Origin of the sequence: Rhodococcus phenolicus, assembly GCF_001646785.1 — a bacterium.
Classification (GTDB): Bacteria; Actinomycetota; Actinomycetes; order Mycobacteriales; family Mycobacteriaceae; genus Rhodococcus; species Rhodococcus phenolicus.
Genome location: NZ_LRRH01000024.1, coordinates 43,261 through 66,736 on the forward strand (window position 1 = coordinate 43,261; position 23,476 = coordinate 66,736).

At 68.9% G+C, this 23,476-nt stretch carries 27 protein-coding genes; 14 read left to right on the forward strand and 13 right to left on the reverse strand.

The annotated features are described in order from the left end of the window. Position 1: 1 nt before the first annotated feature. Positions 2-790, reverse strand: coding sequence for a ParA family protein (locus A8G15_RS08565; protein ID WP_068157899.1), 789 nt, complete (start codon positions 788-790; stop codon positions 2-4). A gap of 96 nt (positions 791-886) precedes the next feature. Between A8G15_RS08565 and A8G15_RS08570 the strand changes: the two genes are divergently transcribed. Then, entirely contained in the window at positions 887-1,363 is a 477-nt protein-coding gene (locus A8G15_RS08570; RefSeq protein ID WP_068157990.1) for a GNAT family N-acetyltransferase, read from the forward strand. Positions 1,364-1,370: 7 nt separating this feature from the next. On the opposite strand, the gene A8G15_RS08575 is transcribed toward A8G15_RS08570, so the two are convergent. After that, a complete protein-coding gene (locus A8G15_RS08575) occupies positions 1,371-1,814 on the reverse strand; it encodes a hypothetical protein (protein WP_156665308.1) in 444 nt (147 codons plus the stop codon). A gap of 47 nt (positions 1,815-1,861) precedes the next feature. Here A8G15_RS08575 and A8G15_RS08580 point away from each other — a divergent pair, with 47 nt between their 5' ends. Beyond that, entirely contained in the window at positions 1,862-2,800 is a 939-nt protein-coding gene (locus A8G15_RS08580) for a diacylglycerol/lipid kinase family protein (RefSeq protein WP_068157902.1), read from the forward strand. Positions 2,801-3,048: 248 nt separating this feature from the next. Continuing rightward, positions 3,049-3,303, forward strand: coding sequence for a WhiB family transcriptional regulator (locus tag A8G15_RS08585; protein WP_068157905.1), 255 nt, complete (start codon positions 3,049-3,051; stop codon positions 3,301-3,303). A 118-nt stretch (positions 3,304-3,421) separates the two neighbouring features. Here the strand turns inward: A8G15_RS08585 and A8G15_RS08590 are convergent, their stop codons facing one another. Both A8G15_RS08590 and A8G15_RS08595 read right to left on the reverse strand, forming a co-directional pair. Then, positions 3,422-4,900 (reverse strand): sensor histidine kinase, encoded by a 1,479-nt coding sequence (locus tag A8G15_RS08590; RefSeq protein WP_068157908.1) that lies wholly within the window; start codon positions 4,898-4,900, stop codon positions 3,422-3,424. Positions 4,901-4,914: 14 nt separating this feature from the next. Beyond that, the gene (locus A8G15_RS08595) at positions 4,915-5,130 is read right to left on the reverse strand and encodes a biotin/lipoyl-binding carrier protein (RefSeq protein ID WP_068157911.1); all 216 of its coding nucleotides are present in this window, start codon (positions 5,128-5,130) and stop codon (positions 4,915-4,917) included. Positions 5,131-5,225: 95 nt separating this feature from the next. On the opposite strand from A8G15_RS08595, the gene A8G15_RS32485 reads away from it, so the two are divergent. Next, on the forward strand, positions 5,226-5,300 hold the full coding sequence (locus A8G15_RS32485) for a 50S ribosomal protein bL37 (RefSeq protein WP_022597109.1): 75 nt from the start codon (positions 5,226-5,228) through the stop codon (positions 5,298-5,300). A gap of 73 nt (positions 5,301-5,373) precedes the next feature. On the opposite strand, the gene rsrA is transcribed toward A8G15_RS32485, so the two are convergent. After that, complete coding sequence (gene rsrA / locus A8G15_RS08600) at positions 5,374-5,655, reverse strand: mycothiol system anti-sigma-R factor (RefSeq protein WP_068157914.1); 282 nt, start codon at positions 5,653-5,655, stop codon at positions 5,374-5,376. Next, a complete protein-coding gene (locus tag A8G15_RS08605; protein ID WP_068157918.1) occupies positions 5,652-6,311 on the reverse strand; it encodes a sigma-70 family RNA polymerase sigma factor in 660 nt (219 codons plus the stop codon). Before A8G15_RS08605 ends, rsrA begins: the two co-directional genes overlap by 4 nt. A gap of 201 nt (positions 6,312-6,512) precedes the next feature. On the opposite strand from A8G15_RS08605, the gene ybaK reads away from it, so the two are divergent. The 7 genes from ybaK (at position 6,513) to A8G15_RS08640 (ending at position 13,244) form a co-directional block, all read left to right on the forward strand. Next, a complete protein-coding gene (gene ybaK, locus A8G15_RS08610) occupies positions 6,513-7,010 on the forward strand; it encodes a Cys-tRNA(Pro) deacylase (protein WP_068157992.1) in 498 nt (165 codons plus the stop codon). 253 nt (positions 7,011-7,263) lie between these two features. After that, positions 7,264-8,058, forward strand: a complete 795-nt coding sequence (locus tag A8G15_RS08615; RefSeq protein ID WP_068157927.1) for an enoyl-CoA hydratase-related protein — start codon at positions 7,264-7,266, stop codon at positions 8,056-8,058. Positions 8,059-8,091: 33 nt separating this feature from the next. After that, the gene (locus A8G15_RS08620) at positions 8,092-8,826 is read left to right on the forward strand and encodes an SDR family NAD(P)-dependent oxidoreductase (protein WP_068157929.1); all 735 of its coding nucleotides are present in this window, start codon (positions 8,092-8,094) and stop codon (positions 8,824-8,826) included. A gap of 25 nt (positions 8,827-8,851) precedes the next feature. After that, positions 8,852-10,522: a class I adenylate-forming enzyme family protein gene (locus tag A8G15_RS08625; protein ID WP_068157932.1), complete on the forward strand. Its 1,671-nt coding sequence runs from the start codon at positions 8,852-8,854 to the stop codon at positions 10,520-10,522. A 31-nt stretch (positions 10,523-10,553) separates the two neighbouring features. Beyond that, entirely contained in the window at positions 10,554-11,702 is a 1,149-nt protein-coding gene (locus A8G15_RS08630) for an acyl-CoA dehydrogenase family protein (protein WP_068157933.1), read from the forward strand. Between the two features lie 61 nt (positions 11,703-11,763). Beyond that, positions 11,764-12,516, forward strand: coding sequence for an enoyl-CoA hydratase/isomerase family protein (locus A8G15_RS08635; protein ID WP_068157934.1), 753 nt, complete (start codon positions 11,764-11,766; stop codon positions 12,514-12,516). A 59-nt stretch (positions 12,517-12,575) separates the two neighbouring features. Further along, positions 12,576-13,244, forward strand: a complete 669-nt coding sequence (locus tag A8G15_RS08640) for a TetR/AcrR family transcriptional regulator (protein ID WP_068157935.1) — start codon at positions 12,576-12,578, stop codon at positions 13,242-13,244. Between the two features lie 62 nt (positions 13,245-13,306). On the opposite strand, the gene A8G15_RS08645 is transcribed toward A8G15_RS08640, so the two are convergent. Next, complete coding sequence (locus A8G15_RS08645; RefSeq protein WP_068157937.1) at positions 13,307-14,065, reverse strand: SOS response-associated peptidase; 759 nt, start codon at positions 14,063-14,065, stop codon at positions 13,307-13,309. Positions 14,066-14,141: 76 nt separating this feature from the next. Between A8G15_RS08645 and aroA the strand changes: the two genes are divergently transcribed. After that, a complete protein-coding gene (gene aroA / locus A8G15_RS08650) occupies positions 14,142-15,428 on the forward strand; it encodes a 3-phosphoshikimate 1-carboxyvinyltransferase (protein ID WP_068157995.1) in 1,287 nt (428 codons plus the stop codon). After that, entirely contained in the window at positions 15,395-16,417 is a 1,023-nt protein-coding gene (rsgA, locus tag A8G15_RS08655) for a ribosome small subunit-dependent GTPase A (RefSeq protein WP_068157940.1), read from the forward strand. Before aroA ends, rsgA begins: the two co-directional genes overlap by 34 nt. A gap of 90 nt (positions 16,418-16,507) precedes the next feature. Here the strand turns inward: rsgA and A8G15_RS08660 are convergent, their stop codons facing one another. The 6 genes from A8G15_RS08660 to A8G15_RS08685 form a co-directional block, all read right to left on the reverse strand. Then, a complete protein-coding gene (locus A8G15_RS08660; RefSeq protein ID WP_068157949.1) occupies positions 16,508-17,743 on the reverse strand; it encodes a fatty acid desaturase family protein in 1,236 nt (411 codons plus the stop codon). A gap of 75 nt (positions 17,744-17,818) precedes the next feature. Further along, positions 17,819-19,072, reverse strand: coding sequence for a fatty acid desaturase family protein (locus A8G15_RS08665; RefSeq protein WP_068157951.1), 1,254 nt, complete (start codon positions 19,070-19,072; stop codon positions 17,819-17,821). Between the two features lie 32 nt (positions 19,073-19,104). Continuing rightward, complete coding sequence (locus A8G15_RS08670) at positions 19,105-20,235, reverse strand: ferredoxin reductase (protein ID WP_068157954.1); 1,131 nt, start codon at positions 20,233-20,235, stop codon at positions 19,105-19,107. A gap of 92 nt (positions 20,236-20,327) precedes the next feature. Continuing rightward, entirely contained in the window at positions 20,328-20,858 is a 531-nt protein-coding gene (locus tag A8G15_RS08675; RefSeq protein ID WP_068157957.1) for a DUF6912 family protein, read from the reverse strand. Then, positions 20,845-22,263 carry a WS/DGAT/MGAT family O-acyltransferase gene (locus A8G15_RS08680; protein ID WP_068157960.1) on the reverse strand — a complete coding sequence of 473 codons (1,419 nt, stop codon included), beginning with the start codon at positions 22,261-22,263 and terminating at the stop codon, positions 20,845-20,847. Before A8G15_RS08680 ends, A8G15_RS08675 begins: the two co-directional genes overlap by 14 nt. Beyond that, a complete protein-coding gene (locus A8G15_RS08685; RefSeq protein ID WP_082899755.1) occupies positions 22,263-22,751 on the reverse strand; it encodes an HAD family hydrolase in 489 nt (162 codons plus the stop codon). The genes A8G15_RS08680 and A8G15_RS08685 overlap by 1 nt, the downstream gene beginning before the upstream one ends. A gap of 210 nt (positions 22,752-22,961) precedes the next feature. On the opposite strand from A8G15_RS08685, the gene A8G15_RS08690 reads away from it, so the two are divergent. After that, positions 22,962-23,456 carry an Rv3235 family protein gene (locus A8G15_RS08690; RefSeq protein WP_068157962.1) on the forward strand — a complete coding sequence of 165 codons (495 nt, stop codon included), beginning with the start codon at positions 22,962-22,964 and terminating at the stop codon, positions 23,454-23,456. Positions 23,457-23,476: the final 20 nt, after the last annotated feature.

A 23,476-nucleotide genomic window follows, 5' to 3' on the forward strand; every position in this document is an offset into this window, starting at 1 on the left:
GCTACTGCTGGTCGAACGTCACCAGGTCGTTGCCGGCCCAGTGCTCGAGCAGGTTCTCCGCGAGTTCCCGATAGGCCTGCGCACCCTTGTTCTTCCGGCCGGCGAGCACCGTGGCACCGGACGCCGACGCCTCCGCGAACCGCACCGTTCGGGGAATGGGCGGCGACAGCACCGGCAGGTCGTACCGGTCCGCGACATCGGCGAGCACGTCCCGGCTGTGCGTGGTGCGCGCGTCGTACAGGGTCGGCAGCGCCCCGAGCAGTTCCAGCCCGGGATTGGTGACCTGCTTGACCTCCGACACCGTGCGCAGCAGCTGGCCGACGCCGCGATGTGCGAGGGTCTCGCACTGCAACGGCACGAGCACCGCCTCGGCGGCGGTCAGCCCGTTGAGTGTCAGTACACCCAGCGACGGCGGGCAGTCGATGATCACGACGTCGACGTTCGCGAGCAACGGCGCCAGCGCCCGCTTCAGCGCGAACTCACGTCCCGGCCGCATGAGCAACAGAGCCTCGGCCCCCGCGAGATCGATGGTCGCGGGCAGCAGGCTCACCCCTTCGTCCGTGTCGAGCAGAACCTCCTTCGCTTCGGCGTCGCCGACGAGCACGTCGTGCACGGACCGTTCGAGCCGGTCCGGGTTGTGCCCGAGAGAGAACGTCAGGCATCCCTGGGGGTCGAGATCGACGACGAGTACCCGCTGTCCCACCCCTGCCAATGCCGCCCCCAGCGACGCGACGGTGGTCGTCTTCGCGACGCCACCCTTCTGATTTGCCACCGCAAGTACCGTTGTCACGCGTCGATCCTCGCGCACTTCCCCTCCACACGCGAGAATTGATGCCACTTCGCGAATCCCGCGAATCGCTTCCTACCGGAAAGGTTGGCACCGATCGTGATCCGCCGCGCCCGCCCCGACGACGTCGACGCCGTCACCGGCCTGATCCACGGCCTCGCCGAGTACGAGAAGGCTCCCGACGAATGCACCGTGGTGCCCGAGCAGATCCGTACGGCCCTGTTCGGTCCGAATCCGGCCGCGTTCGCGCACGTGGCCGAGTCCGACGGCGGCGAGGTCGTCGGCCTGGCGCTGTGGTTCCTGAACTTCTCCACCTGGGACGGCGTGCACGGGATCCATCTCGAGGACCTGTTCGTCAGTCCCGGGCACCGCGGGCACGGTCACGGCCGCGCGCTGCTGGCGGCGCTGGCCGCCGAATGCGTCGAACGCGGCTACAGCCGGCTGAGCTGGGCGGTGCTGGACTGGAACACACCGTCGATCGGTTTCTACCGTGCGCTCGGTGCGATACCGCAGGACGAATGGACGACGTTCCGCCTCACCGGCGACGCGCTGACGGCGCTGGGCACCGGCGGCTGACTACCGGTCAGCGCCCGTCCGGGCCTTCCTCCGGTTCGGCATCCGGCGCATAGTCCTCGGCGAGCCAGGTCGTCGTCTGCGGCGCGAACAGCAGCACCAGCGCGGGCAGGACGATCACGGCGAGCACGATCCCGAGGACCACCTGGTGCGAGTCCGTCAGCAGCGACCATGCCACCGGCAGCAACAGCAACTGCGCGACGACGGCGACGGCCCGGCCCCAGCGCTTGCCGCGCAGCAGCGCGATCCCGGCGGCGAGGACGCCACCGAAGAGGATGCCCAGCCACAGCGCGAGGCCGTATCCGTTGGTGACGCTCTGGTCGTGGGTCCCGGACAGGGCACGGACGACCGAGTACACCGCGAACGCGATCGCGACGACTCCCTCGAGGACGACGAGGGACCCTGCGATGCGCACGGTCGGCGGAACGATGCTGCGGGGGGACTCGATGGGCACCCGGCCAGCGTAGTGGACCCGATCGCGACCACTTAGGCTGATGTTCCGTGCGCGCACTGCTGATCGTGAATCCCCACGCGACGACGACCACTCCCGCAGGCCGGGACCGGCTCGCGCACGCGCTCGGCGGCAGCGTCGCCCTCACTGTCGCGCACACCACACATCGCGGTCATGCCGCGGAGCTGGCCCGGTCCGCGCACGCCGACGGCATGGACGTGATCGTCGCGCACGGCGGCGACGGCACCGTCAACGAGATCGTCAACGGCCTGCTCGGATCTCCGGGTGATCCGGCCGATCCCACCCTGCCGCTGCTGGCCGTCGTGCCGGGCGGCTCCGCGAACGTGTTCGCGCGGTCGCTGGGGATGTCGGCGGATCCGATGGAGGCGACCGAGCAGCTCCTCGGGTTGCTCGCCGAGCGCACACACCGCCGGATCGGTCTGGGGCACTGCGCGGGCCGCTGGTTCGTGTTCAACGCGGGGCTGGGTCTGGACGCCCAGGTCTGCGAGGCGATCGACGTCAGCCGGGCCGCGGGGAAGAAGGTCACGACCGCGCGCTACGTGCGGCACGCGATCGCCCAGTTCTTCGCGTCCAAGCGCGCCGAACCCGCCCTCACGGTCGAAATGCCGGGCCGCGATCCGGTGTCCGGGGTCTTCTACGCGTTCGTGTCGAATTCGAGTCCGTGGACGTTCCTGGACGAGCGGCCGGTCCACACCAATCCGGGTACTTCCTTCGAAACCGGCCTGGGTGTCTTCGCGATGCGCACGATGTCCGTGCTGCCGAGCCTGCGCGTGATCCGGCAGTTCCTTGCACGGCAGGGCGATCCCCGGTCGAAGCATCTGGTTCGGGCCGACGATGTGGAGCGGGTGCGGGTGGTCTCCTCCCGGCCGATCGGTCTGCAGGCCGACGGCGACTACCTGGGTCGCCGCACCGAGGTCGAGTTCGTGTCGGTGCCCGCAATACTCGATGTGGTGGCTCCCGTGGGATGAATTCCACTGATGGGATTATGTGAATTGGGCGACATTCACGTTGTCAAGGGTGTAAAAAGTTAGATCGACAACATGCCTGAACACCGGTGGCGTGAGCTTCCCCACGGTCGGGGCGAATTCTATTGACTTCACGCTCGTTCGTGAAAGCATTCACAAGTAACCGCGCGGAAACACTCGTCGGACGCGCGCATGAACTTGCAGAGACCATCACCCCGGTGCGGAGAGCACCTTCGAAGGAGAGTAGAAGCATGGACTGGCGCCACAAGGCAATCTGTCGCGACGAGGATCCGGAGCTGTTCTTCCCCGTGGGAAACAGCGGCCCGGCCATCGCGCAGATTGCTGATGCCAAGCTCGTGTGCAACCGTTGCCCGGTCGTCGCCGACTGCCTGTCCTGGGCCCTCGAGTCCGGTCAGGACGCCGGCGTCTGGGGCGGCATGAGCGAGGACGAGCGTCGCGCCCTCAAGCGTCGTAACGCTCGCACCCGCGCGCGCACCGCGGTCTAGACGGAACACGGACGTAGCCCTGCTTCACCGCAGGGAGAGCGTCGCAGGGCAAGAAGACGGCCCGGCACCATTTCGGGTGCCGGGCTTTTGTCTGCCCGCGGCAGGGCCGGACGACCCGTCAGGTCACCGGCACCCGGCCGAGCGGCAACCGCAGATACGCGTCGGTTCCGCCCGCCTCGCCCCGCTCGAGCCGCAGCGTCCCACCGAGTTCCGCGGCGACCAGGGTCCGCACTATCTGCAGTCCGAGCCGATCCGCATCCTCGAGCACGAAGCCGTCCGGCAGGCCCTTGCCGTCGTCGTTGACGACGACGTCGAGCCAGCGCGCCGAGCGGTCCGCCCGCAGTGTCACGGTGCCGTGCACCCCGGGGTCGAAGGCGTGCTCGACGGAGTTCTGGACCAGTTCCGTGAGCACCATGACCAACGGTGTCGCCCGGTCCGCGGGGAACACACCGAGACTGCCCTCGCGTCGCACCCGGATCTGGCTCCCCACCGTCGCGACATCGATGACGATCGGGATCAACCGGTCGACGACGTCGTCCAGGTCGACCTCCTCGTCGACGGACATCGACAGGGCCTCGTGGACCAGCGCGATCGACGTGACGCGGCGCACCGCCTCACCGAGCGCCTGCTGTGCCTCCGCGTTGCCCGTGCGCCGCGCCTGCAACCGCAGCAGCGCCGCCACGGTCTGCAGGTTGTTCTTCACCCGGTGGTGGATCTCGCGGATCGTCGCGTCCTTGCTCAGCAGCGCGCGGTCGCGCCGCTTGACCTCGGTGACGTCGCGGATCACGACGGCCGCGCCTTCGAGCCGGCCGCCCGGTGCCAGCACCAGCGCCCGCAGCAGCACCGTCGCGCCGCGCGCCTCGATCTCCATGCGCTGACCGATACGGCCCTCCACCGCGCCGCTCAGGTAGTCGGAAACATCGCGGCTCTCGAACGGGTCGGTGACCAGCGCGCGCGTCGTCGCGACGAGATCCTGGCCGACCAGATCCGAGTTGAGGCCCATGCGGTGGTAGGCGGACAACGCGTTGGGGCTCGCATATACGACCCGGCCCTCGCGGTCGAGTCGGATGAATCCGTCGCCGGCACGGGGACTGGACTTCGTGTCCGATCGGGATTCCGGTGTCGGGAACGTGCCCTCGCAGATCATCCGGTACAGCGCGTCGGCGCATTCCAGATAGGCGGTCTCCAGGGCGCTCGTCGAACGCCGGGACACGCGCGCGGCGTCGCGGCTGAGCACCGCGATGACCTCGCCGGCCCAGCGCACCGGGACGGCCTGGCGGCGCAGCGGAACCGGGTCGGTCGGGTCGACGTCCGCGACGACGATCTTGCCGGTCTCGAACGCCCGCGGAACGTACGGATGCTCGTCCTCGGAGACCACCGTGCCCACGGAGTCCTCCGGCAGCACCGTCGAGGCCGTGGTCGGCCGGCACTGCGCCACGCACACGATGCCACCGGGCTCCGCGTTGACCCACAGCAGCACGTCCGCGAACGACAGGTCGGCGAGCAACTGCCATTCCCCGACGACCCGCTGCAGATGATCCACGGCCGCGCCCGGCAGGTCGGTGTACTGGGCGAGAAGGGCACTGAGTGTCGACACCGGTGCCTCGCCGCTCAGGAGATGACGGCGATGAGGTCGCCGGCCTGGATGACGTCACCCACGGCGACGTCGAGCGCGGTGACCGTCCCGGCGGTCTCGGCGATGACGGGAATCTCCATCTTCATCGACTCGAGGACGACGAGGGTGTCGCCCACGTCGACGACGTCTCCCTTGTTCACCACCACCTCGAAGACGGTGGAAACCATCTCGGCGCGTACGTCTTCAGCCATCGAAACCCCAATCCGTGGACATGACGGCGGACCTGCCGACAGGACCACCCAACCACACGTGAAACACTGTAATGAACGAGAAAGGAGTCCAGACCATGGGTAAGCGAGGCCGCAAGAAGCGCAGCCGCAAGGGTAACGCCGCCAACCACGGTAAGCGTCCCAACGCCTGAGGCGTGCGCACAGACGTCGAGGGGCCGGAAAGCACACGCTTTCCGGCCCCTCGATCGTTGTCGGGCGGCTCGATCAGCCTTCCGTCTCGGTGCGGGTCACCACGACGGTCCGGCGGATCTCGATCATCAGGCGTTCACGCAGCCCTTCGGGGGCGTGCTCGCCGCCGCACTTGCGGCTGAGCAGCGATTTGATCTTCTCCTCGATGCCATAGGCCTCGAGACACGCGCCGCATTCGTGAAGGTGGCGTTGCAGCCGCTCGCGGGACGTGTCGTCGCACTCGGAGTCGAGCAGCAGATACACGTCCGCGATCACTGCGGAGCAGTCGATGGGTTCGAATTCGGTCGGCTCGCTCACCGAGCTCCCCCCTTCTCGTTCACGATGTTCGCATCGGCGGCCGCTGCGGTGGCCGCGCCGGCGGACTCCTTCGCAGCGCCACCACCCCGGTTGAATCCTCGTTCGCGCGCGACATCGGCGAGCAGGCCGCGCAGCTGCTTGCGTCCGCGGTGCAGGCGGGACATCACGGTGCCGATGGGCGTGCCCATGATCTCCGCGATCTCCTTGTAGGGGAATCCCTCGACGTCGGCGTAGTACACGGCCATCCGGAACTCCTCGGGAAGTTCCTGCAGCGCGTTCTTGATCGCATCGTCCGGCAGCGCGTCGAGTGCCTCGACCTCGGCCGACCGCAGTCCGGTGGAAGTGTGCTCGGCGGTCGCCGCGAGCTGCCAGTCGGTGATCTCGTCCGTCGGATACTGCGCCGGCTGGCGTTGCTTCTTGCGGTACGAGTTGATGTAGGTGTTCGTCAGGATCCGGTACAACCACGCCTTGAGGTTGGTGCCTTCCTTGAACGACGCGAATGCCGAGAACGCCTTGATGAACGTCTCCTGGACCAGATCCTCCGCGTCCGCCGGGTTGCGGGTCATCCGCAGCGCCGCGCCGTAGAGCTGATCGAGCATCGGCAGCGCGTCGCGCTCGAACCGTTCGGCCAGTTCCGCACCTGACTCTTCGACCACACCGATCCCTTCACTTGCCGTATCCGTGAAGGCTACCGGCCGAGGTGGGCACAGCACAGGCACGCGGCACTCCGATCACTGTTCGTCCGTCACTGTTCGCCCACCCCGAGGGGGCGGACACCCCTGATCAACATCCGGCCTCGGCGGGTTGTTCCCGGTCCGCGGCATTTTCACGGGGGCCCTCTTCCTAGAGTGGTCGCCATGGCCTCGACGTCCACCCCCGCCACGAAACTGCTCACCCGCGAGAAGGTGCCGCACCGCGTGCACGAGTACGACCACGACGCGCGCGCCGCGTCGTACGGCACCGAGGCCGTCGACGTGCTCGGTGAGCGGCTCGGCGTCGCACCGGGGCAGATCTTCAAGACGCTGGTGGTGAAGTTGTCCGACGGCAAACTCGCGGTCGCGGTGATCCCGGTGCCGTCGAAGCTCTCGTTCAAGGCCGCTGCGGGCGCCCTGTCCGGCGGCAAGGCCGTGATGGCCGAGCGTGCCGACGCCGAACGCGCGACGGGGTACGTGCTCGGCGGGATCTCCCCGCTCGGCCAGCGCAGCCGGTTGCGCACCGTCGTCGATGTGTCCGCTCAGGACTGGGGGCAGGTGCTGTGCAGCGCCGGCCGCCGCGGACTGGAGATCGAACTGGCCCCGGCGGATCTGATTCGCCTCACCGGCGCCGTCGTCGCCCCGATCACCGCGGGGCCGTAGCCCGCGACCGCGCGGATCGCGGACGGACGAGTCGTCGGGCCGGGTGAGGGGCGACCTTCACCCGGGCCCGACGACGTGTGGGCTCCGCACCGTCGGACACACCGGCGCCGGTGGGCATCTTCTTCCGTTCCACTCCGGTGTGACCCTTGACACCTTCGGATAGTGAATCTCCGTTCATAGGCAGTGAAGCACTATTCACTTCTCATGAGCGAAGCCTCACCATTCCGGTATCCGAGCCGACGAGGAGTCACCAATGTCCGAATTCGACGACATCACCTACGAAATCGACGAACGCGCCGCGATCATCACGATCAACCGTCCCGAGCGCTACAACGCCTTCCGCGGCAAGACGGTCGAAGAACTGATCAAGGCCTTCCGCTGTGCCTGGGCGGACAGCCGCGTCTCCACCGTGATCCTCACGGGCGCGGGCGAGAAGGCGTTCTGCACGGGCGGTGACGTCAAGCAGCGCGCCGAAACCGGCGACTACGGCCCCACCGAGTCCGGAATGTTCGAGATCGGCTACCTCCACAAGCTGATTCGCGACATCCCCAAGCCGGTCATCGCCGCGGTCAACGGGGTCGCCGTCGGCGGCGGACACGTCCTGCACGTGCTGTGCGACCTGACCATCGCCTCCGAAACCGCCAAGTTCGGGCAGGCCGGCCCGAAGGTCGGATCGTTCGACGCCGGCTTCGGCTCCGCCTTCCTCGCCCGCGTCGTCGGCGAGAAGCGCGCCCGCGAGATCTGGTACCTGTGCCGCCAGTACGACGCCCACACCGCCGAGCGCTGGGGCCTGGTCAACTGGGTCGTCCCGGCCGACCGGCTGCTGGACGAGGCCAAGGCCGTCGCCGCCGAGATCGCCGAGAAGAGCCCGACCGCAATCAAATTCCTCAAGCAGTCCTTCAACGCCGACACCGACCATCAAGCCGGCCTGAGCAACCTCGCGATGTCCGCCCTCGACCTGTTCGGCAAGTCCGACGAGGGCCTCGAAGGCGCGAAGGCCTTCGCGGAGAAGCGGCCCGCCGAGTTCGGCAAGTTCGTCAAGGCCTGACCCACCCGACCGAGCCGAAAGGGCATCGACACCATGAGCACCACCATCGCGCTGGTCACCGGGGCCGGCTCCGGGATCGGCAAGGCCATCGCACTCGCCTTCGCCGGCCGGGGCGACCGCGTCGTCGCCGCCGACCTCGACATCGCCGCCGCCGAGGCGACCGCCAAGGAATTTCCCGACCTCGTCACCGCGCTGCCGGTCGACGTCGCCGATCGCTCCCAGGTCGACGCGCTGCGCGAGCGCACGGTCGCCGAGGTCGGCGTCCCGAACGTCGTCGTCAACGCGGCCGGCTGGGACCGGACCGACCAATTTCTCAATGCCACACCGGAATTCGCCGAGAAGGTGGTTGCCATCAACTATCTCGGCCCGGTGCACGTCTGCAGCGCCTTCCTCCCCGGCATGATCGAGGCGGGCAACGGCGGCCGCGTGATCAACCTCGCCTCGGACGCCGGCCGCGTGGGCAGCTCGGGCGAGTCCATCTACGCCGGAGCCAAGGGCGGCGTCATCGCCCTCACCAAGTCGCTGGCCCGCGAGATGGCCCGGCACGGCATCTCCGTCAACTGCGTGTGCCCCGGCCCTACCGACACCCCGCTGTTCCAGGCACAGGACGAGAAGCTCAAGGCCGCACTGATCAAGGCAATTCCGTTCCGCCGGCTCGCCCGACCCGACGAGGTCGCGGCGCCGGTGCTGTTCTTCGCGTCGGAGTCCGCGTCGTTCATCACCGGCCAGGTGATCAGCGTCAGCGGCGGTCTCACCATGGCCGGTTGAGGCCGGGATCAGGAGGACGGGCACAATGAGCGAGTCGTACAACCCCCGGGCCTACCGGGAGTTCTTCGAGAACGATTTCACGTATCTCAACGGCTTCCGCCGCAACATCGGGCGTTTCGGGAACCGGGTCGCCGTCAGCGACCCGGACACCGGGAAGCAGTGGACCTACGCCCAGCTCGGCGAACGGGTCGACCGCATCGCAACCGGCCTCGCGGACGCCGGGATACGCGCCGGGGACGTCGTCGCCTACCAGTTGTTCAACGGAGTCGAATTCGCCGAGCTCTATCTCGCGACGCAGGCCGCAGGCGCGGTGGGCTCACCGGTGAACCATCGCCTCGCCGCAGGCGAGACGGCGTTCGTCCTGGACAAGAGCGCCCCGGCGGTGTTCGTCTACGACACCGAACTCACCGTCCCGGTGCGGGAGGCACTGCGTCTCGCACTGCACACCCCGAAGCTGATCGTCGCCGTCGGTGACGGCGACCCGGTCGAGGTCCCCGGCACCACGGTGATCCACTACCGGTCTCTGGCCGCCGACCGCATCGCCCTGCCGCCACTGCACCGCACGGTGTGGGACGAGACCACCCGGCTCTACACCTCCGGCACCACCGGCATGCCGAAGGGAGTGCCGCTCAACAGCATGATCGAGGTCTTCAGCGCACACGACGTCATCATGCACTTCCCGTTGAGTCCCGAGGACCGGACGCTGAACATGACGCCGTGGTTCCACCGGGGTGGTCTCTACTCCGGCGGGCCGAACCCGACGTTCTATGTCGGCGGCGAGGTCGTGCCGCTGCGGACGTTCGACGCGGACCGGGTGCTCGACCTCGTCGTCGAGCACGGCCTGACGTTCCTCATCGGCGCGCCCACCAACCTCGCGATGCTGGCCTCCGCACAGGAGGCGCACCCGCGGGACCTGTCGAGCCTGCGCGGCATCGTGACGATGGGCGCCCCGCTGGAGCGGGAGGCGGCGCTGCACTACCAGCAGGTGCTCAACCCGCGGATCTTCAACGGCTACGGCAGCACCGAGGGTTTCTGGAACACCTTCCTGCGGCCGTCGGATCTCCCGGCACGGGCCGGCAGTGCGGGCCGCGCCTGCACCGACGACGACGTCCGGGTGGTCCACGTGTACGCGGACCGGGTCGCCGACCCGGACGACGTGGTCGCCAGGAACGGCCGGGACGTCGGCGAGATCATCGTCCGCTCCCCCAAGTGCGCCAACGCCTACTTCGACTCCCCCGACCAGGAGAAGGCGAAATTCCATCAGGGGTGGCTGCACATCGGCGATCTCGGCACATGGGACGCCGACGAGTTCGTCACCGTCGTCGGCCGCAAGGACGACATGCTGGTTTCCGGCGGCGAGAACGTTCACCCGGTGCAGGTGGAGGAGGCGCTCAACGCCCATCCGCAGGTTCGGGATTCGCTCGTGGTCGGTGTTCCCCACGACACGTGGGGGCGGCTCGTCGTCGCCTACGTCGTCGCCGACGATCCCGTCCCGACGGTCGACGATCTCGACGCCCACTGCCGTGCCCATCCGATGCTGTCGTCGTTCAAACGACCTCGCGCCTACCGGTTCGTGGAGTCGCTGCCGGTCAGCGCGACGGGCAAGAAACTGCACTACCGGGCCACCGACATCGCCGCCGGCGAGTTCGCCGCCGGCCTGTTCGCCACCCCCACCGACGCGCGGATCACCCGGTGAGCCCCGCCATCCAGGTCAAGGACGGATCACTATGAACGCCCGACTCGAGTACGACTCCGAACACCGTCAGTTCCGCGAGGTCGCGCGCGGCTTCGTGCGGGACCGGATCACTCCCGTTCACGAGGACTGGGAACGGGCCGCATGCCTCGACCGGTCCCTGTTCACCGACGCCGGCAAGCTCGGCCTGCTCGGCTTCTCGGTGGAGGAACGGTACGGGGGCCCCGGCGTGGACGACTTCCGCTACAACGCGATCCTGATCGAGGAGGTCAACCGGGCCGGGAACGCCGCAGCCGGCATCGCGTTCTCCCTGCAGAACGATGTGGTGCTGCCGTACCTGACGGACCTGACCGACGACGAGCAGAAGGCCCGCTGGCTGCCCGGCGTCGTGTCCGGCGAGACCGTGCTGGGCATCGCGATGACCGAACCCGGCACCGGCAGCGATCTGACCGGCATCCGCACCACCGCGGTGCGCGACGGCGACCACTACGTGGTCGACGGGGCCAAGACGTTCATCTCCAACGGGCAGAACGGGGACCTGTTTGTCGTCGCGACCCGCACGTCCGACGATCCGCACAAGGGACTGACCCTGCTCGTCGTCGAGGCCGGCACCGCCGGCTTCGCCCGGGGGCGCAACCTCGAGAAGATCGGCCTGCACGCTCAGGACACCAGCGAACTGACCTTCACCGGCATGCGCGTACCGGTCGCGAACCGGTTGGGCGAGGAAGGGCAGGGGTTCTACCAGCTCGTGCACAACCTGCCGCAGGAACGGTTGTCGCTGTCGATCGGCGCGGTCGCCGCCGCCGAAGGGGTGTTCGCGCAGACCCTCGACTACGTCAAGGAACGCACCGCGTTCGGCACGAAGATCTCCGGTTTCCAGAACACGCAGTTCGTGCTCGCGGAACTGGCCACCGAACTGGATCTGGCCCGCACCTTCCTCGACGACTGCATCGCCGAGCATGTCGCCGGTGAGCTGTCCGCGGCCCGCGCCGCCCGACTCAAGTGGTGGACGACCGAACTGCAGGTGCGTGTGGCGGATCGCTGCCTGCAACTGCACGGCGGCTACGGCTACATGCGCGAGTACGCCGTGTCCCGCGCGTTCGTCGACGCCCGGATCCAGACGATCTACGGCGGCACCACCGAGATCATGAAGACGATCGTCGCCAAGGACCTGGGCATCTGAGCACTCGTGCCGAATCCGGTTCCGGCACAGTCGGATCCATCATCCGAATCCTGGAGGCACCATGAGCGTCGCCGTCGCACGCGAAGACCGCGTCGGCATCATCACCCTCGACCGTCCCGCGGTGAACGCATTCGACGAGGAGCAGACCGCCCGGTTCGCCGCGGCGGTCGCCGAACTCGGAGCCGACACCGGGATCCGCGCCCTGCTGATCCGCGGTGCGGGACGGCACTTCTGCGGCGGAGCGGACATCGCCATGATGGCGTCCTGGCGCACCGCCCCCGATCGCCGGGAGCGTCTGGCCCGCTTCGCCTCCGATCTGCAGCACGCACTGCAGGCACTGTCGGAGTTGCCCAAGCCCTCGATCGCGGCGATCACCGGCGCCGCGACCGGTGGTGGACTCGAGCTGGCGCTGGCCTGCGACTTCCGGATCGCCGGCGTGTCCGCCCGGCTGGGGCTGCCGGAGGTCGGGCTCGGGCTGCTGCCCGGCGCCGGGGGCACGCAACGGCTGACCCGGATCGCCGGGCCCGCCGTGGCCACGCGCCTCGTCCTCGGCGCCGAACTCGTCGACGGCCGCCAGGCGGCGCAACTGGGAATCGTGCACTGGACGGTCGACGGCGATGTCGAGGGCGAGGCGATGCGGCACGCGCACCGGCTCGCAGCACTTCCGCCTGCCGCCTACGGCGCGGCCAAGCGGTGCATCGCCGCGGCCCGTGGTGCCGACGGTTTCGCCGCCGAGATCGACGAGATCGGCCGGCTCATCGAAACCGACGAGACTGCTCGGCTGTTGCACCGCTTCACCATCGGCGCACGCTGACGACCGGCCCGTCCGGCGATCGGTACTGTGAATTCACCCATCGGCGACGAGGAGCACCCATGACCACCCGAGACGACGCGCTGACCGTCGACGAGGCGGTGCGCGCCGTGCGCACCCACTCGCGTCGCAAGCAGGTGCTCGCGGCCGCGGTGCGACTGATGGAGAAGACCGGGTTCCACCAGATGTCGATGCAGGCTCTCGCCGACGAGGCCGGTGTCAGCGTCGGGCTGATCTACAAGTACTTCGGCGGCAAGGAGGACGTGCTCCTCGCGACCGTCACCGGCATCCTCGATTCCTTCCGCGACCAGCTCGAGCCGGCGATGGACGCCGCCGGCGAGGATCCGGTGGAGCGCCTGGCCGCGGGCATGCGGCGCTACCTCGAGGTCGTCGACGACAACCTCGACGCGGTCGTCCTGACCTACCGGGAGAGCCGCACCCTCGACCGGGCCGGCCGCGAACGCATCAAGGAACTCGAGGTCGCCACCGCGGCTCCGTTGCGCACCACCCTCGAAGCGGGCATCGCCACCGGGGAGTTCAGCCCCGTCGACGTCGACCTCATCGTCTTCGACTTCATGCTTCTCGCGCACGGGTGGGCGCTGAAGCAGTGGCACTTCGGCCCGCTGTACACGCTCGACGAGTACACGGCCCGGCAGATCCGGTTCGTGCTGAACTCGATCGTCCCGGCCGGCCGGCGCGAGCGGTACCCGCATCTGCTGAGACCGGCGTAGCGGAACCGGCACAGGCCGCACCGGCGGACGGGACCGGTGTGCGGATCTGCCTGGTGTCTCCGTCAGAGCAGCGCCATCTGCTCGCCGCTGCCGTCGTCCGGGGCGAGCAGTTCGGGACCGTTGTTGCGCACACTGTTGACCTTCGGCGACACCCGGCGCACGGTGATCGCCGAGACCGCGTCGAGGCTCGGGCGGATCAGATCCGGATGACCGAGGCTGTCCGGGTCCAGCCAGGCGTCCCATCGCTCCGGTGGCAGGATCAGCGGCATCCGCTCGTGGACGTTGCGCAGCTGCGCGACCGAGTCGGCGGTCAGGATCGTGGTGCTCACCAGCGGCGCCGCGTCCGGGTTCTTCGGATCGTGCCACACCGCCCACAGCCCGGCCGTGCAGATCCGCGATCCGTCCGCCGGGGACATGTAGTACGGCACCTTCGCGGTCCTGCCGTCCGGTGTCGGTTCGACCTGCCACTCGAACCAGCCGTCCATCGGCACCAGGCAGCGCTTGTACCGCAGCGACTGCGCGAACGACGGTTTGGTGGCCACCGTCTCGGAGCGGGCGTTGAACAGCGGCGCGCTCTTGCCGATCTCCTTCGCGAACGGCGGCACCAGACCCCACCGCATGCGCCGGATCCGGCGTGACACCGGATCGTCGGGATTCTCCCGATCGTGCCGGGCGACGACAGCGAGCACCTGCGTCGTGGGGGCGACGTTGAAGTTGGCGGCGTCGGGGTCGCCCACCTCACCCCCGCCCGTCTCGTCGATCGCGTCGAGTTCCGCCGCGAGGGTCGCCGGGTCCGCCGTCGTCGCATACCTGCCGCACATACGTCGAGTGTGGCAGCCGGCTCCGACCGCCGGATTCCCCGCGTCGGCCGCGCCGGGTGCACACCGGGATCCGGCGATGGGAGAAGATGGTCGGGTGAGCCTGTGGAGAGCCCCCCGAGCCGAGTCCCCCGTCGACGCGACAGTCACGCTGCCCGGATCCAAGTCGATCACCAATCGCGCGTTGATCCTCGCGGCCCTCGCCGACGGTCCCTCGACGATCGCCGGGGCTCTGCGCAGCCGCGACACGGACCTCATGATCGGTGCCCTGCGCGGACTCGGAGCGACGATCACCGAACGTGACGGGGGCACCACCCTCGACGTCGTCCCCGGCGACCTGCGCGGGGGCGAGGTCGACTGCGGACTCGCGGGTACGGTCATGCGGTTCGTGCCGCCGCTCGCGTCGCTGGCCGAGGGAGACGTGCACTTCGACGGTGACGAGCAGGCCAAGACCCGGCCGATGGGCACGGTCCTGGGTGCCCTGCGGTCCCTCGGTGCCGACATCTGCGGCGAGGGCCTGCCGTTCACGGTGCGGGGCACCGGCTCCCTGCGCGGGGGCACCGTCACCATCGACGCGTCCGGGTCCTCGCAGTTCGTCAGCGGACTGCTGCTGTCGGCGCCCCGCTACGACGAGGGCGTCACCGTCCGCCACGACGGCGAACCGGTGCCGTCGATGCCGCACATCGACATGACCGTCGAGATGCTCCGTGCCGCCGGTGTCGACGTCGACACCTCCGAGGCGGACACGTGGCGGGTGGCACCCGGCCCGATCCGGGCGATCGATGTCGACGTCGAACCGGACCTGTCGAACGCGACCCCCTTCCTCGCCGCCGCGGCTGTCACGGGCGGCGCGGTGTCGGTGCCGATGTGGCCGAAGTCGACCACCCAGGCCGGCGACGCGATCCGCGGGATCCTCGATCGCATGGGCGCGACCGTCACCTGGTCGGACGGCACCCTGACCGTGCGGGGCCCCGGGCAACTCGGCGGCATCGACATCGACCTGCACGACGTCGGCGAACTCGCCCCGACCGTCGCCGCCCTGGCCGCCCTCGCGAGCACCCCCTCGCGGCTGCGCGGCATCGCACACCTGCGCGGCCACGAGACCGACCGGCTCGCGGCGCTGGTGACCGAGATCACCCGGCTCGGCGGTTCGGCGACCGAAACCGAGGACGGGTTGCGCATCGAGCCGGCCACCCTGCACGGCGGTCAGTGGCGGTCCTACGCCGATCACCGCATGGCTACCGCGGGGGCGATCATCGGTCTCGTCGTCGACGACGTCGATGTCGAGGACATCGGCACGACCGCCAAGACGCTGCCCGGTTTCGAGTCGCTGTGGACGGCGATGCTGACGGGAACGCGCTCCTGAACCGGCGGCGCCGGTACGACGAGTCCGATGTCCGGGTCCGCCCCGGCAAGGGCTCGCGGCCGCGCACCAAGGACCGCCCCGCCCACCTCGACGCCGTCGAGGGCATGGTCTTCTCGGTCGACCGCGGTCGCTGGGGTGTCGTGCTCGGTGGCGATCCGGACCGTCCGATCGTCGCGATGCGGGCCCGTGAACTCGGGCGCACCCCGATCGTGGTCGGTGATCGTGTCGGGGTCGTCGGCGATCTCACGGGCCGCCCGGACACGCTCGCACGCATCGTGCGCGTCCACGACCGCGAGACGGTGCTGCGCCGCACCGCCGACGACACCGATCCGTTCGAGCGGATCGTCGTGGCGAACGCCCAGCGATTGCTCATCGTCGTCGCGCTGGCCGATCCCCCGCCACGGACGGGTCTCGTCGAACGCGCCCTGGTCGCGGCCTACGCCGGGGGCCTGTCCCCCGTTCTGTGCCTGACGAAGTCCGATCTCGCGGACCCCGACGAATTCACGGCGCAGTTCACCGATCTGGATCTGCCGGTGATGCTGGTCGGCCGCGGCGACGATCTGACCGCGCTCACCGAGCTGATCACCGATTCGGTGACCGCACTGATCGGGCATTCCGGCGTCGGCAAGTCGACGCTGGTCAACCGCCTGGTGCCGGACGCGGACCGTGCGACCGGCGAGGTCTCCGGCGTCGGCAAGGGCCGGCACACCTCGACCCAATCGGTCGCGTTGCCGTTGCCGGACGGCGGCTGGGTCGTCGACACTCCCGGCATCCGGTCGTTCGGTCTCGCACACATCTCGGCGGAGGACGTGGTCGCCGCGTTCTCCGACCTCGCCGAGGCCGTGGAGGACTGTCCGCGCGGCTGCACCCATCTGGGCCCACCGGCCGATCCGGAGTGCGCCCTCGACGGACTCGAAGGCAAGTCGCTGCGTCGCGCGCACGCGGTCCGGGGCCTGCTGACCTCGCTCACCGAGAACGAAACCTGGTGAGCGGCTTCGCCTCCGCCCGGCGGTGAGCACGGACGGACGACGGCCCCGGCTCTCAACGGAGCCGGGGCCGTCGCCGTGGATCGTCGGCGCTCAGCGCATCCCGAGGACGCGGCGGACGAACCCGCGCTTCCGGGTCTTCTCGATCGCGGTGGCCAGCCCGACCCGGCGACCGGTGAGCGGATCGACGGCCGCCTCGCCGCCGAAGCCGTGCTCGGACGCCGTCTCGGGAGCCGCGTCACGGGTGTCGGTGAGGTACTTGTCCGGCAACGACAGCTTGGCGATGGTCCGCCACGACTTCCAGTACTGCACCGCGAGGGGGCCCGTGGTGTACGGCAGGTCGTACTTCTCGCACAGCGCCTTCACGCGCAGCGAGATCTCGTGGTACCGGTTGGACGGCAGGTCCGGGAAGATGTGGTGCTCGATCTGGTAGCTCAGGTTGCCGGTCATGAAGTCCATGACACGACCGCCGGAGATGTTGGCGGAACCGAGCATCTGCCGCAGGTACCACTCGGCGCGCGTCTCGTTCTCGACGTCTGCCTTCGTGAACTTCTCGGCACCGTCCGGGAAGTGCCCGCAGAAGATGACGGCGTTGGTCCAGATGTTGCGCACGAAGTTCGCGGTCGCGTTCGCGGTGAGCGTCGACTTCCACGCCTTGCCGGTCAGTGCCGGATGCACGACGTAGTCCTTGAGCGTCTGCTTGCCGACCTTGGCGAGCACCTCGCTGCCGAGCTGCTTGGTGCGCTCGCGGTCGTCGCGTCCCTGGACGACCTTGCCGAGCTCGAGCAGCTGGATCGCGATGCCGTACTGGAACAGCGAGGCGAGGATCGCGTTGTAGGCGATGTTGCCGATGAAGAACGGCTTCCAGCGCTGGTCGCGGGTCACGCGCAGCAGCCCGTATCCCACATCGTCGTCCATGCCGAGGATGTTCGTGTACTTGTGGTGCAGGTAGTTGTGGGTCTGTTTCCAGTGCGCCGACGGATCGGCGTTGTCCCACTCCCAGTTCGCCGAGTGCACCTCGGGGTCGTTCATCCAGTCCCACTGCCCGTGCATCACGTTGTGCCCGAGCTCCATGTTCTCGATGATCTTCGACAGCGAGAGCATCCCGGTGCCCAGCAGCCACAACGAGCGCTTGCGGGAACCGAAGAGCACTGCGCGCCCACCGATTTCGAGTCCGCGCTGCAGGCGGATCGTATTGCGGACGTAGCGGGCGTCCCGCTCGCCGCGCGCATCCTCGATATCGCGACGGATGGCGTCGAGTTCGCGGCCGATGGCCTCGACGTCCGCCTCCGTCAGGTGCGCATACTCCTTGATGTCCGAAATGGCCATGCGCCTACCCTACCGTAAGTTACGGCCCCGTAGGTTAGTGGATTTTCCTGCTGTGAGCGGAATCACAGATCAAGATCATTTCGCCCGGCGCGCAGCAAATTTCGCCTCCGCATTGGCGCGCAGCGCCGTGAGCAGACCCCGCCGCCGCCCGGTCACCGGATCGACCATCACCCCCGCCGCGGCCCGCACGTCCCCGGCCTGCGAGAACTTGCGCTCGGACGAGGTCTCCGGGGCATCGTCCGAGGTCGCCCGCAGGAACCGGTCCGGCAACGCGAGCTTGTGGATCGTCCGCAGCGCGAGCAGGTACTGCTTGCCGAGCGAACCGGTCGTGTACGGCAGGTCGTACTTGGCGCACAGTGCCCGCACCCGGGCCGCGATCTCCGGGTACCGATTGCTCGGGAGATCGGGGAACAGGTGGTGCTCGATCTGGTAGCTCAGGTTCCCGGTCATGAAGCCCATGACCGGGCCGCCGGAGATGTTCGCGCTGCCGAGCAACTGCCGCAGGTACCACTGCGCGTGCGTCTCGTTCTCGAACTGGGCGACGGTGAACTTCTCGGCACCGTCCGGGAAGTGCCCGCAGAAGATCACCGCGTAGGCCCACAGGTTGCGGATCACGTTCGCGGTGAGATTCGCGGACAGGGTGCTGCGCCACGCCGGCCCCGTCAACACCGGGAACAGCACCGTGTCCTTGAACACCTGGCGTGCGGCCTTGCGCGCAAAGTCTTTGTTGGCCTGCGTATTCCACTTCGTGCGTGGAGCCCCGTCGGCCTCCTTCTGCGCCGCCAGGTCGTGCAGGGCGATGCCCCACTCGAAGGTCGCGGCGAGAATCACGTTCGCGATCGGCTGCAGCAGGTTGCGCGGACGCCACGCCTCGTCGCGCGTCATCCGCAGGATGCCGAATCCCACATCCTCGTCCATACCGACGATGTTGGTGTACGTGTGGTGCGCGTAGTTGTGGGCGCGCTTCCAGTGCGCCGACGGCCCGGTCTGATCCCACTCCCACGACGTGGAGTGGATCTCCGGATCGTTCATCCAGTCCCACTGCCCGTGCATCACGTTGTGCCCGAGCTCCATGTTCTCGATGATCTTCGCGAGCGAGAGCATGCCGGTGCCCAGCACCCACAGGGGGCGCTTGCGGGAGCCGAACAGCGCCGCCCGCCCACCGAGCTCGAGAAGCCTCTGCGCTCGGATCGTGTTGCGGATGTAGCGCGCGTCGCGCACTCCGCGCGAGTCCTCGACGTCGCGGCGGATCGCGTCGAACTCACGACCCAGCGCTTCGATGTCCGAATCGCTGAGATGCGCGAACGCACTGATGTCGGTGATGGCCACTCAGGGTCCTTCTATGGAACGGACGGCGAACGTCACGCGTCGAGAGTGCAATCCCCGGCAGCCGCGGAAATGCAGGTCTGGACACGCTCACCCTCGGTGTGTTCCTTGCCGGACCGCAGATCGACGATGTGCCCCTTCTCGAGCGGGACCACACAAGTCTGACAGATTCCCATCCGGCAGCCGAACGGCATCAGGGCGCCGACGCTCTCACCGGCCTCGAGCAGCGTCGTGGCGCCGTCGACGGTCACGGTCTTGCCCGACTTCGCGAACGTGACGGTGCCGCCCGAGCCGGACGTGTCGGCCCTGGTGACCGCGAACCGTTCCAGGTGCAGGCGGTCCTCGACACCCGCCTTCTTCCAGAAGCTCTCGATGTCGTCGAGCATCTGCTGCGGACCACAGGCCCAGGTCTGGCGTTCACGCCAGTCGGGGCACAGCTCGTCGAGCCGGTCCAGCGTGAACTTCCCCTGCGAGCGGGTGAGCTGGACGTGGGAGCGGAACTGCTCGTGAGTCGCGTCGAACTGCTCGAGTTCCGTGCGGAACATCACATCGACCGCGGTCGGCGCCGAGTGCACGTGCACGACGTCGGGCAGCTCGACGCTGCGGTCGACCGCGCGGCGGTCGAGTGTACGCAACATCGACATGATCGGGGTGATGCCGCTGCCGGCGGTGAGCATCAGGATGCGCTCGGGCGGCGGGTCGGGCAGCACGAAGTCGCCCTTCGGTGCCGCGAGCCGCACGATCGTGCCCGCCGGAACACCGGTGACGAGATGACTGGACAGGAATCCTTCGGGCATCGCCTTGACCGCGATGGAGATGAGCTTGTCGTTCCACGTCGGCGAGGATGTCAGCGAGTAGGACCGCCAGTGCCAGCGTCCGTCGATGTGCAGGCCGATACCGATGTACTGGCCGGAGGCGTAGCCGAAGTCGAAGCCCCACCCGGGCTTGATGACGAGGGTGGCCGAATCGGTGGTCTCGGGGCGCACCTCGACGATGCGGCCGCGCAACTCCCGCGCGGACCACAGCGGGTTGACCAGGTGCAGGTAGTCGTCGGGCAGCAGCGGCGTGGTGAACCGCGCGACCGCGCCGCGAACCAGATTCGACACGGACCGCTCGGACGCCGCGACGTTCGCCGCGGGACGCTCGATCCACTCCTTCAGACCCATCGACCACTTCTCCTCAGCCAAGTGCGGTTACGGTGCCGTAGGTTACCAGAAGTTACGGTGCCGTAGGTTACGGACAAGTGGTCGACAAGTTCCTAGAGCAGTTCCAGCAGGAACGGCAGTTCCTGCGTCGCGTACCAGGCGAGTTGATGATCCTCCGCGTCACCGAGCACGAACTCGGCCTCCTCGTCCCCCATGTCCGCGGCGTCGATCACCTCCGCGGCCCGCGCCACGTCGGCTTCGGCCCCCTCGAGGTCCACGTGCACCGACGCCACCGACTTCAGGGTGAGCGGCGCCGCGAGCCGCACGACGGCGTCGTCGAGGTCCGGCCGCGGGGCGGCCTCGGCGACGTCCGCCGCCACCACGACCCGGCGCACGGGCAGGTCCGGTGCCGACCCGTCGTCCGCGCGGGCCGCCAGCAACCTCAACGACGCCCGCGCCGCTTCCGCCATGGCGACCTCGGCCAGCTCGTCGTCGTCGCCGGACGTGTAGGCCTCCCGCAACGCGGCCGTCACGGCGAACGCCGTGCGGCTCACCGCCTCGATCTCGCCGTCGGCAACGAGCCGTTGCAGCATGTCGATCGTCGCCGGCACGTAGACCCGCGTCTTGCCCCTACCTACTGGCATCCAACAACTCCTCGAGTGCTTCCTGCAGCAGCGACGTCAACACCCCGATATCGGGCATCGCATCGCGGTCCGCATTCAAACCGTAGTAGACGGACCCGTCGTAGGACGTCAGGGCGATGCTCAACGCCTGATTCTTCAGCAGCGGGGACACCGGATACATCTCCAGGACCGGGATTCCCGCGAGATACAGCGGATGCTGCGGACCGGGCGCATTGGTGATCATCAGGTTGAACATGCGCTGCGAGAAACCGGTCGCGACCCGCACACCCACCGCGTGCATGGTCGCCGGCGCGAAGCCCGAGATCCGGATCATGGCCTGCGCGGCGATGCGCCGGCGCTGCCGCGCGTAGGCCTCGCCGGCGTGGGCGATGTGCGACAACCGCACCACCGCGTTCGGCTCCCCCACCGGCAGGTCGACGAGAAAGGTCGACATCTCGCCCTGGGGATGCACCTGGATCGTCTCCGCGTTCTCGCCGTCCTCCGTGTCCGCGGGGTCCTGGGTGTACACCGACATCGGCACCATCGCCCGCACCACCGACGCCTCGGTCACCGGTTCACCGCGGGAGAGCAGCCAATACCGCAGCGCCCCTGCGATCACCGCGAGCACGACGTCGTTGATGCTGCAGCCGTACCGGGAATGGATCTTGCGGTACAGCTCCAGATCGGACCTGACGACCGCGAACCGGCGGCTGCGCGAAATCGACTCGTTGAGTGGGCTTTCCGGCGCGGACTGCGCGGCGGTCCGGGCGAGGCGCCCGACCACGTCGAGGGCCTCGGTCGCGGTGGAGGCGAGATTGCCGACCACGGAACGCACCAACGCGACCCCCTCACCCGGCCGCGCCACCAGGTCTGCGAGCGCACCGATCACCAGCGCGGTGTCCGACGGTTCCTGCTCCGGCATCCACAGCTCTTCCGGCACCTGCCGCGGCTGCACCTCGGAATCGAACAGCACCTGACCGATGTCGAGGGCCTCCTCACCGTCGACGAGCGCCGAGTGCGACTTCGTGAACAGCGCGCACCGGTTTCCGGCGAGACCCTCGACGAGGTACATCTCCCACAACGGCCGGGTCCGGTCGAGGGGCCGCGAGATCAACCGCGCGAGCAGATCGTGCAGTTGATCGTCCGAACCGGGACGCGGCAGCGCCGAGCGACGCACGTGGTACGCGATGTCGAAATCGCGGTCGTCCACCCACACCGGACGCGCCAGCCCCAGCGCGACCTCCCGCACCTTCTGCCGGTAGCGCGGTACCTCCGAGATGCGGCGCTCCACGAGCTGCAGCAGCGTCTCGAAGTCGAAGCCGCCCTCGGGCTCGGCGAGGATCGCGAGCGACCCGATGTGCATCGGGGTGTTCGTCGTCTCCAGGAAGTAGAACGACGCGTCCTGCGCGGTCATGCGGGTCGTCATCAGCGAGTGTCCCCCTCACCCCGGTCCGCGGCCGCGTCCTCGGCAGCGGAGGGCACGGGCACGGAGGTCACGGGCGCCTCGTCGTGGGCGCTCAGCTCGAAGAGTACGGTCAGTTCGGCCACAGCGACATCCGGACGCTCATGGTGCACCCCGACCATCCCGGCGGCAGCCGCGCCGCGCACGTTCACGACGAGGTCGTCGACGAAAACGCACTGCGCCGGCTCCAGACCCAAACGCTCCGCCACCAGCAGATAGCTTCGCGGGTCGGGTTTGGCGACACCCACGTCGCCGGACAGCACCACCTCGTCGACGAAGCGCCCACCGCCGAGCCGCCGGAGCCGGTCCGCGCCCGGCCCACCGGGGTCGTTGCTCAGGATCGCCGTCCGCACACCCCGCTCACGCAGCGCGGCCACCACTTCCGCGACCGCACGCCCGTCCGTTCCGGGTCCCGCGAGAACCCCACCGAAATCCAGTACCAATCCCCGCACGCACCCACCCTAGAGTCGCGAACCGCCCGTCGGCGACAGAAACGGTTCGGCAGGCACCCGTGCCGTGGCTGTGGCACCATGACGACGGCTCCGTCCTCTCCCGGGGTCGACCACGCACCGTCGCGGGCGCGACCGATCCGATTCGGTCGCGGGTCACGACCGATCCGACTCGGTCGCGGACGCCCGCCGCGCACGTCACCAGGGAGACGCATGTCCGACACCTCCGGTAGCCGCCACGTCCTGCGGATTCCGCCCTACGAACCGCCGGTCCGGCACGCGTGCGATCGGCCGCGCCGGTACGCGAGCCGACGGGCGAGCGCACACGACGGGAGGTCACCGCGCCCGGCGCGGGCGATCCCGGTCGCCGTCCCGCACTCACCCACCGTCGATCCGACGGCGGCCGCCTTCGCCGAGCGCGCGGTCCGGCTGGTCCTCGAGATCGTCGACCGACGCCGGCCGGACACGCAACTGGAGGCGGTGCTCGACCCCGCCCTGCACGACGCGCTGCGGCAGGCCCACACGGATGCCGGCAGCGCGATTCTGCTGCGCACCCGGATACGCGCCGTCGACGCCGACACCGCCGAGCTGTTCGGTTCCTACACGCGCGGCCACCGCGTCTTCGCCCTCGCGGGCCGCATCACCCGGACCCCACCCTCGCGCCGGACCCCGCACGGGTGGCTCATCACCTCGCTGTGGCTGGGCTGATCCGGCGCGACGGATGGGTC

Coding starts and splice junctions, on each gene's coding strand:
- A8G15_RS08670 (WP_068157954.1), bottom strand. CDS start 20,235: ATGGGTCTGAAGGAGTGGATCGAGCGTCCCGCGGCGAACGTCGCGGCG.
- A8G15_RS08625 (WP_068157932.1), top strand. CDS start 8,852: ATGAGCGAGTCGTACAACCCCCGGGCCTACCGGGAGTTCTTCGAGAAC.
- A8G15_RS08675 (WP_068157957.1), bottom strand. CDS start 20,858: ATGCCAGTAGGTAGGGGCAAGACGCGGGTCTACGTGCCGGCGACGATC.
- A8G15_RS08680 (WP_068157960.1), bottom strand. CDS start 22,263: ATGACGACCCGCATGACCGCGCAGGACGCGTCGTTCTACTTCCTGGAG.
- ybaK (WP_068157992.1), top strand. CDS start 6,513: ATGGCCTCGACGTCCACCCCCGCCACGAAACTGCTCACCCGCGAGAAG.
- aroA (WP_068157995.1), top strand. CDS start 14,142: ATGGGAGAAGATGGTCGGGTGAGCCTGTGGAGAGCCCCCCGAGCCGAG.
- A8G15_RS08595 (WP_068157911.1), bottom strand. CDS start 5,130: ATGGCTGAAGACGTACGCGCCGAGATGGTTTCCACCGTCTTCGAGGTG.
- A8G15_RS08640 (WP_068157935.1), top strand. CDS start 12,576: ATGACCACCCGAGACGACGCGCTGACCGTCGACGAGGCGGTGCGCGCC.
- A8G15_RS08690 (WP_068157962.1), top strand. CDS start 22,962: ATGTCCGACACCTCCGGTAGCCGCCACGTCCTGCGGATTCCGCCCTAC.
- A8G15_RS08660 (WP_068157949.1), bottom strand. CDS start 17,743: ATGGCCATTTCGGACATCAAGGAGTATGCGCACCTGACGGAGGCGGAC.
- A8G15_RS08630 (WP_068157933.1), top strand. CDS start 10,554: ATGAACGCCCGACTCGAGTACGACTCCGAACACCGTCAGTTCCGCGAG.
- A8G15_RS08585 (WP_068157905.1), top strand. CDS start 3,049: ATGGACTGGCGCCACAAGGCAATCTGTCGCGACGAGGATCCGGAGCTG.
- A8G15_RS08615 (WP_068157927.1), top strand. CDS start 7,264: ATGTCCGAATTCGACGACATCACCTACGAAATCGACGAACGCGCCGCG.
- A8G15_RS08645 (WP_068157937.1), bottom strand. CDS start 14,065: ATGTGCGGCAGGTATGCGACGACGGCGGACCCGGCGACCCTCGCGGCG.
- A8G15_RS08620 (WP_068157929.1), top strand. CDS start 8,092: ATGAGCACCACCATCGCGCTGGTCACCGGGGCCGGCTCCGGGATCGGC.
- A8G15_RS08635 (WP_068157934.1), top strand. CDS start 11,764: ATGAGCGTCGCCGTCGCACGCGAAGACCGCGTCGGCATCATCACCCTC.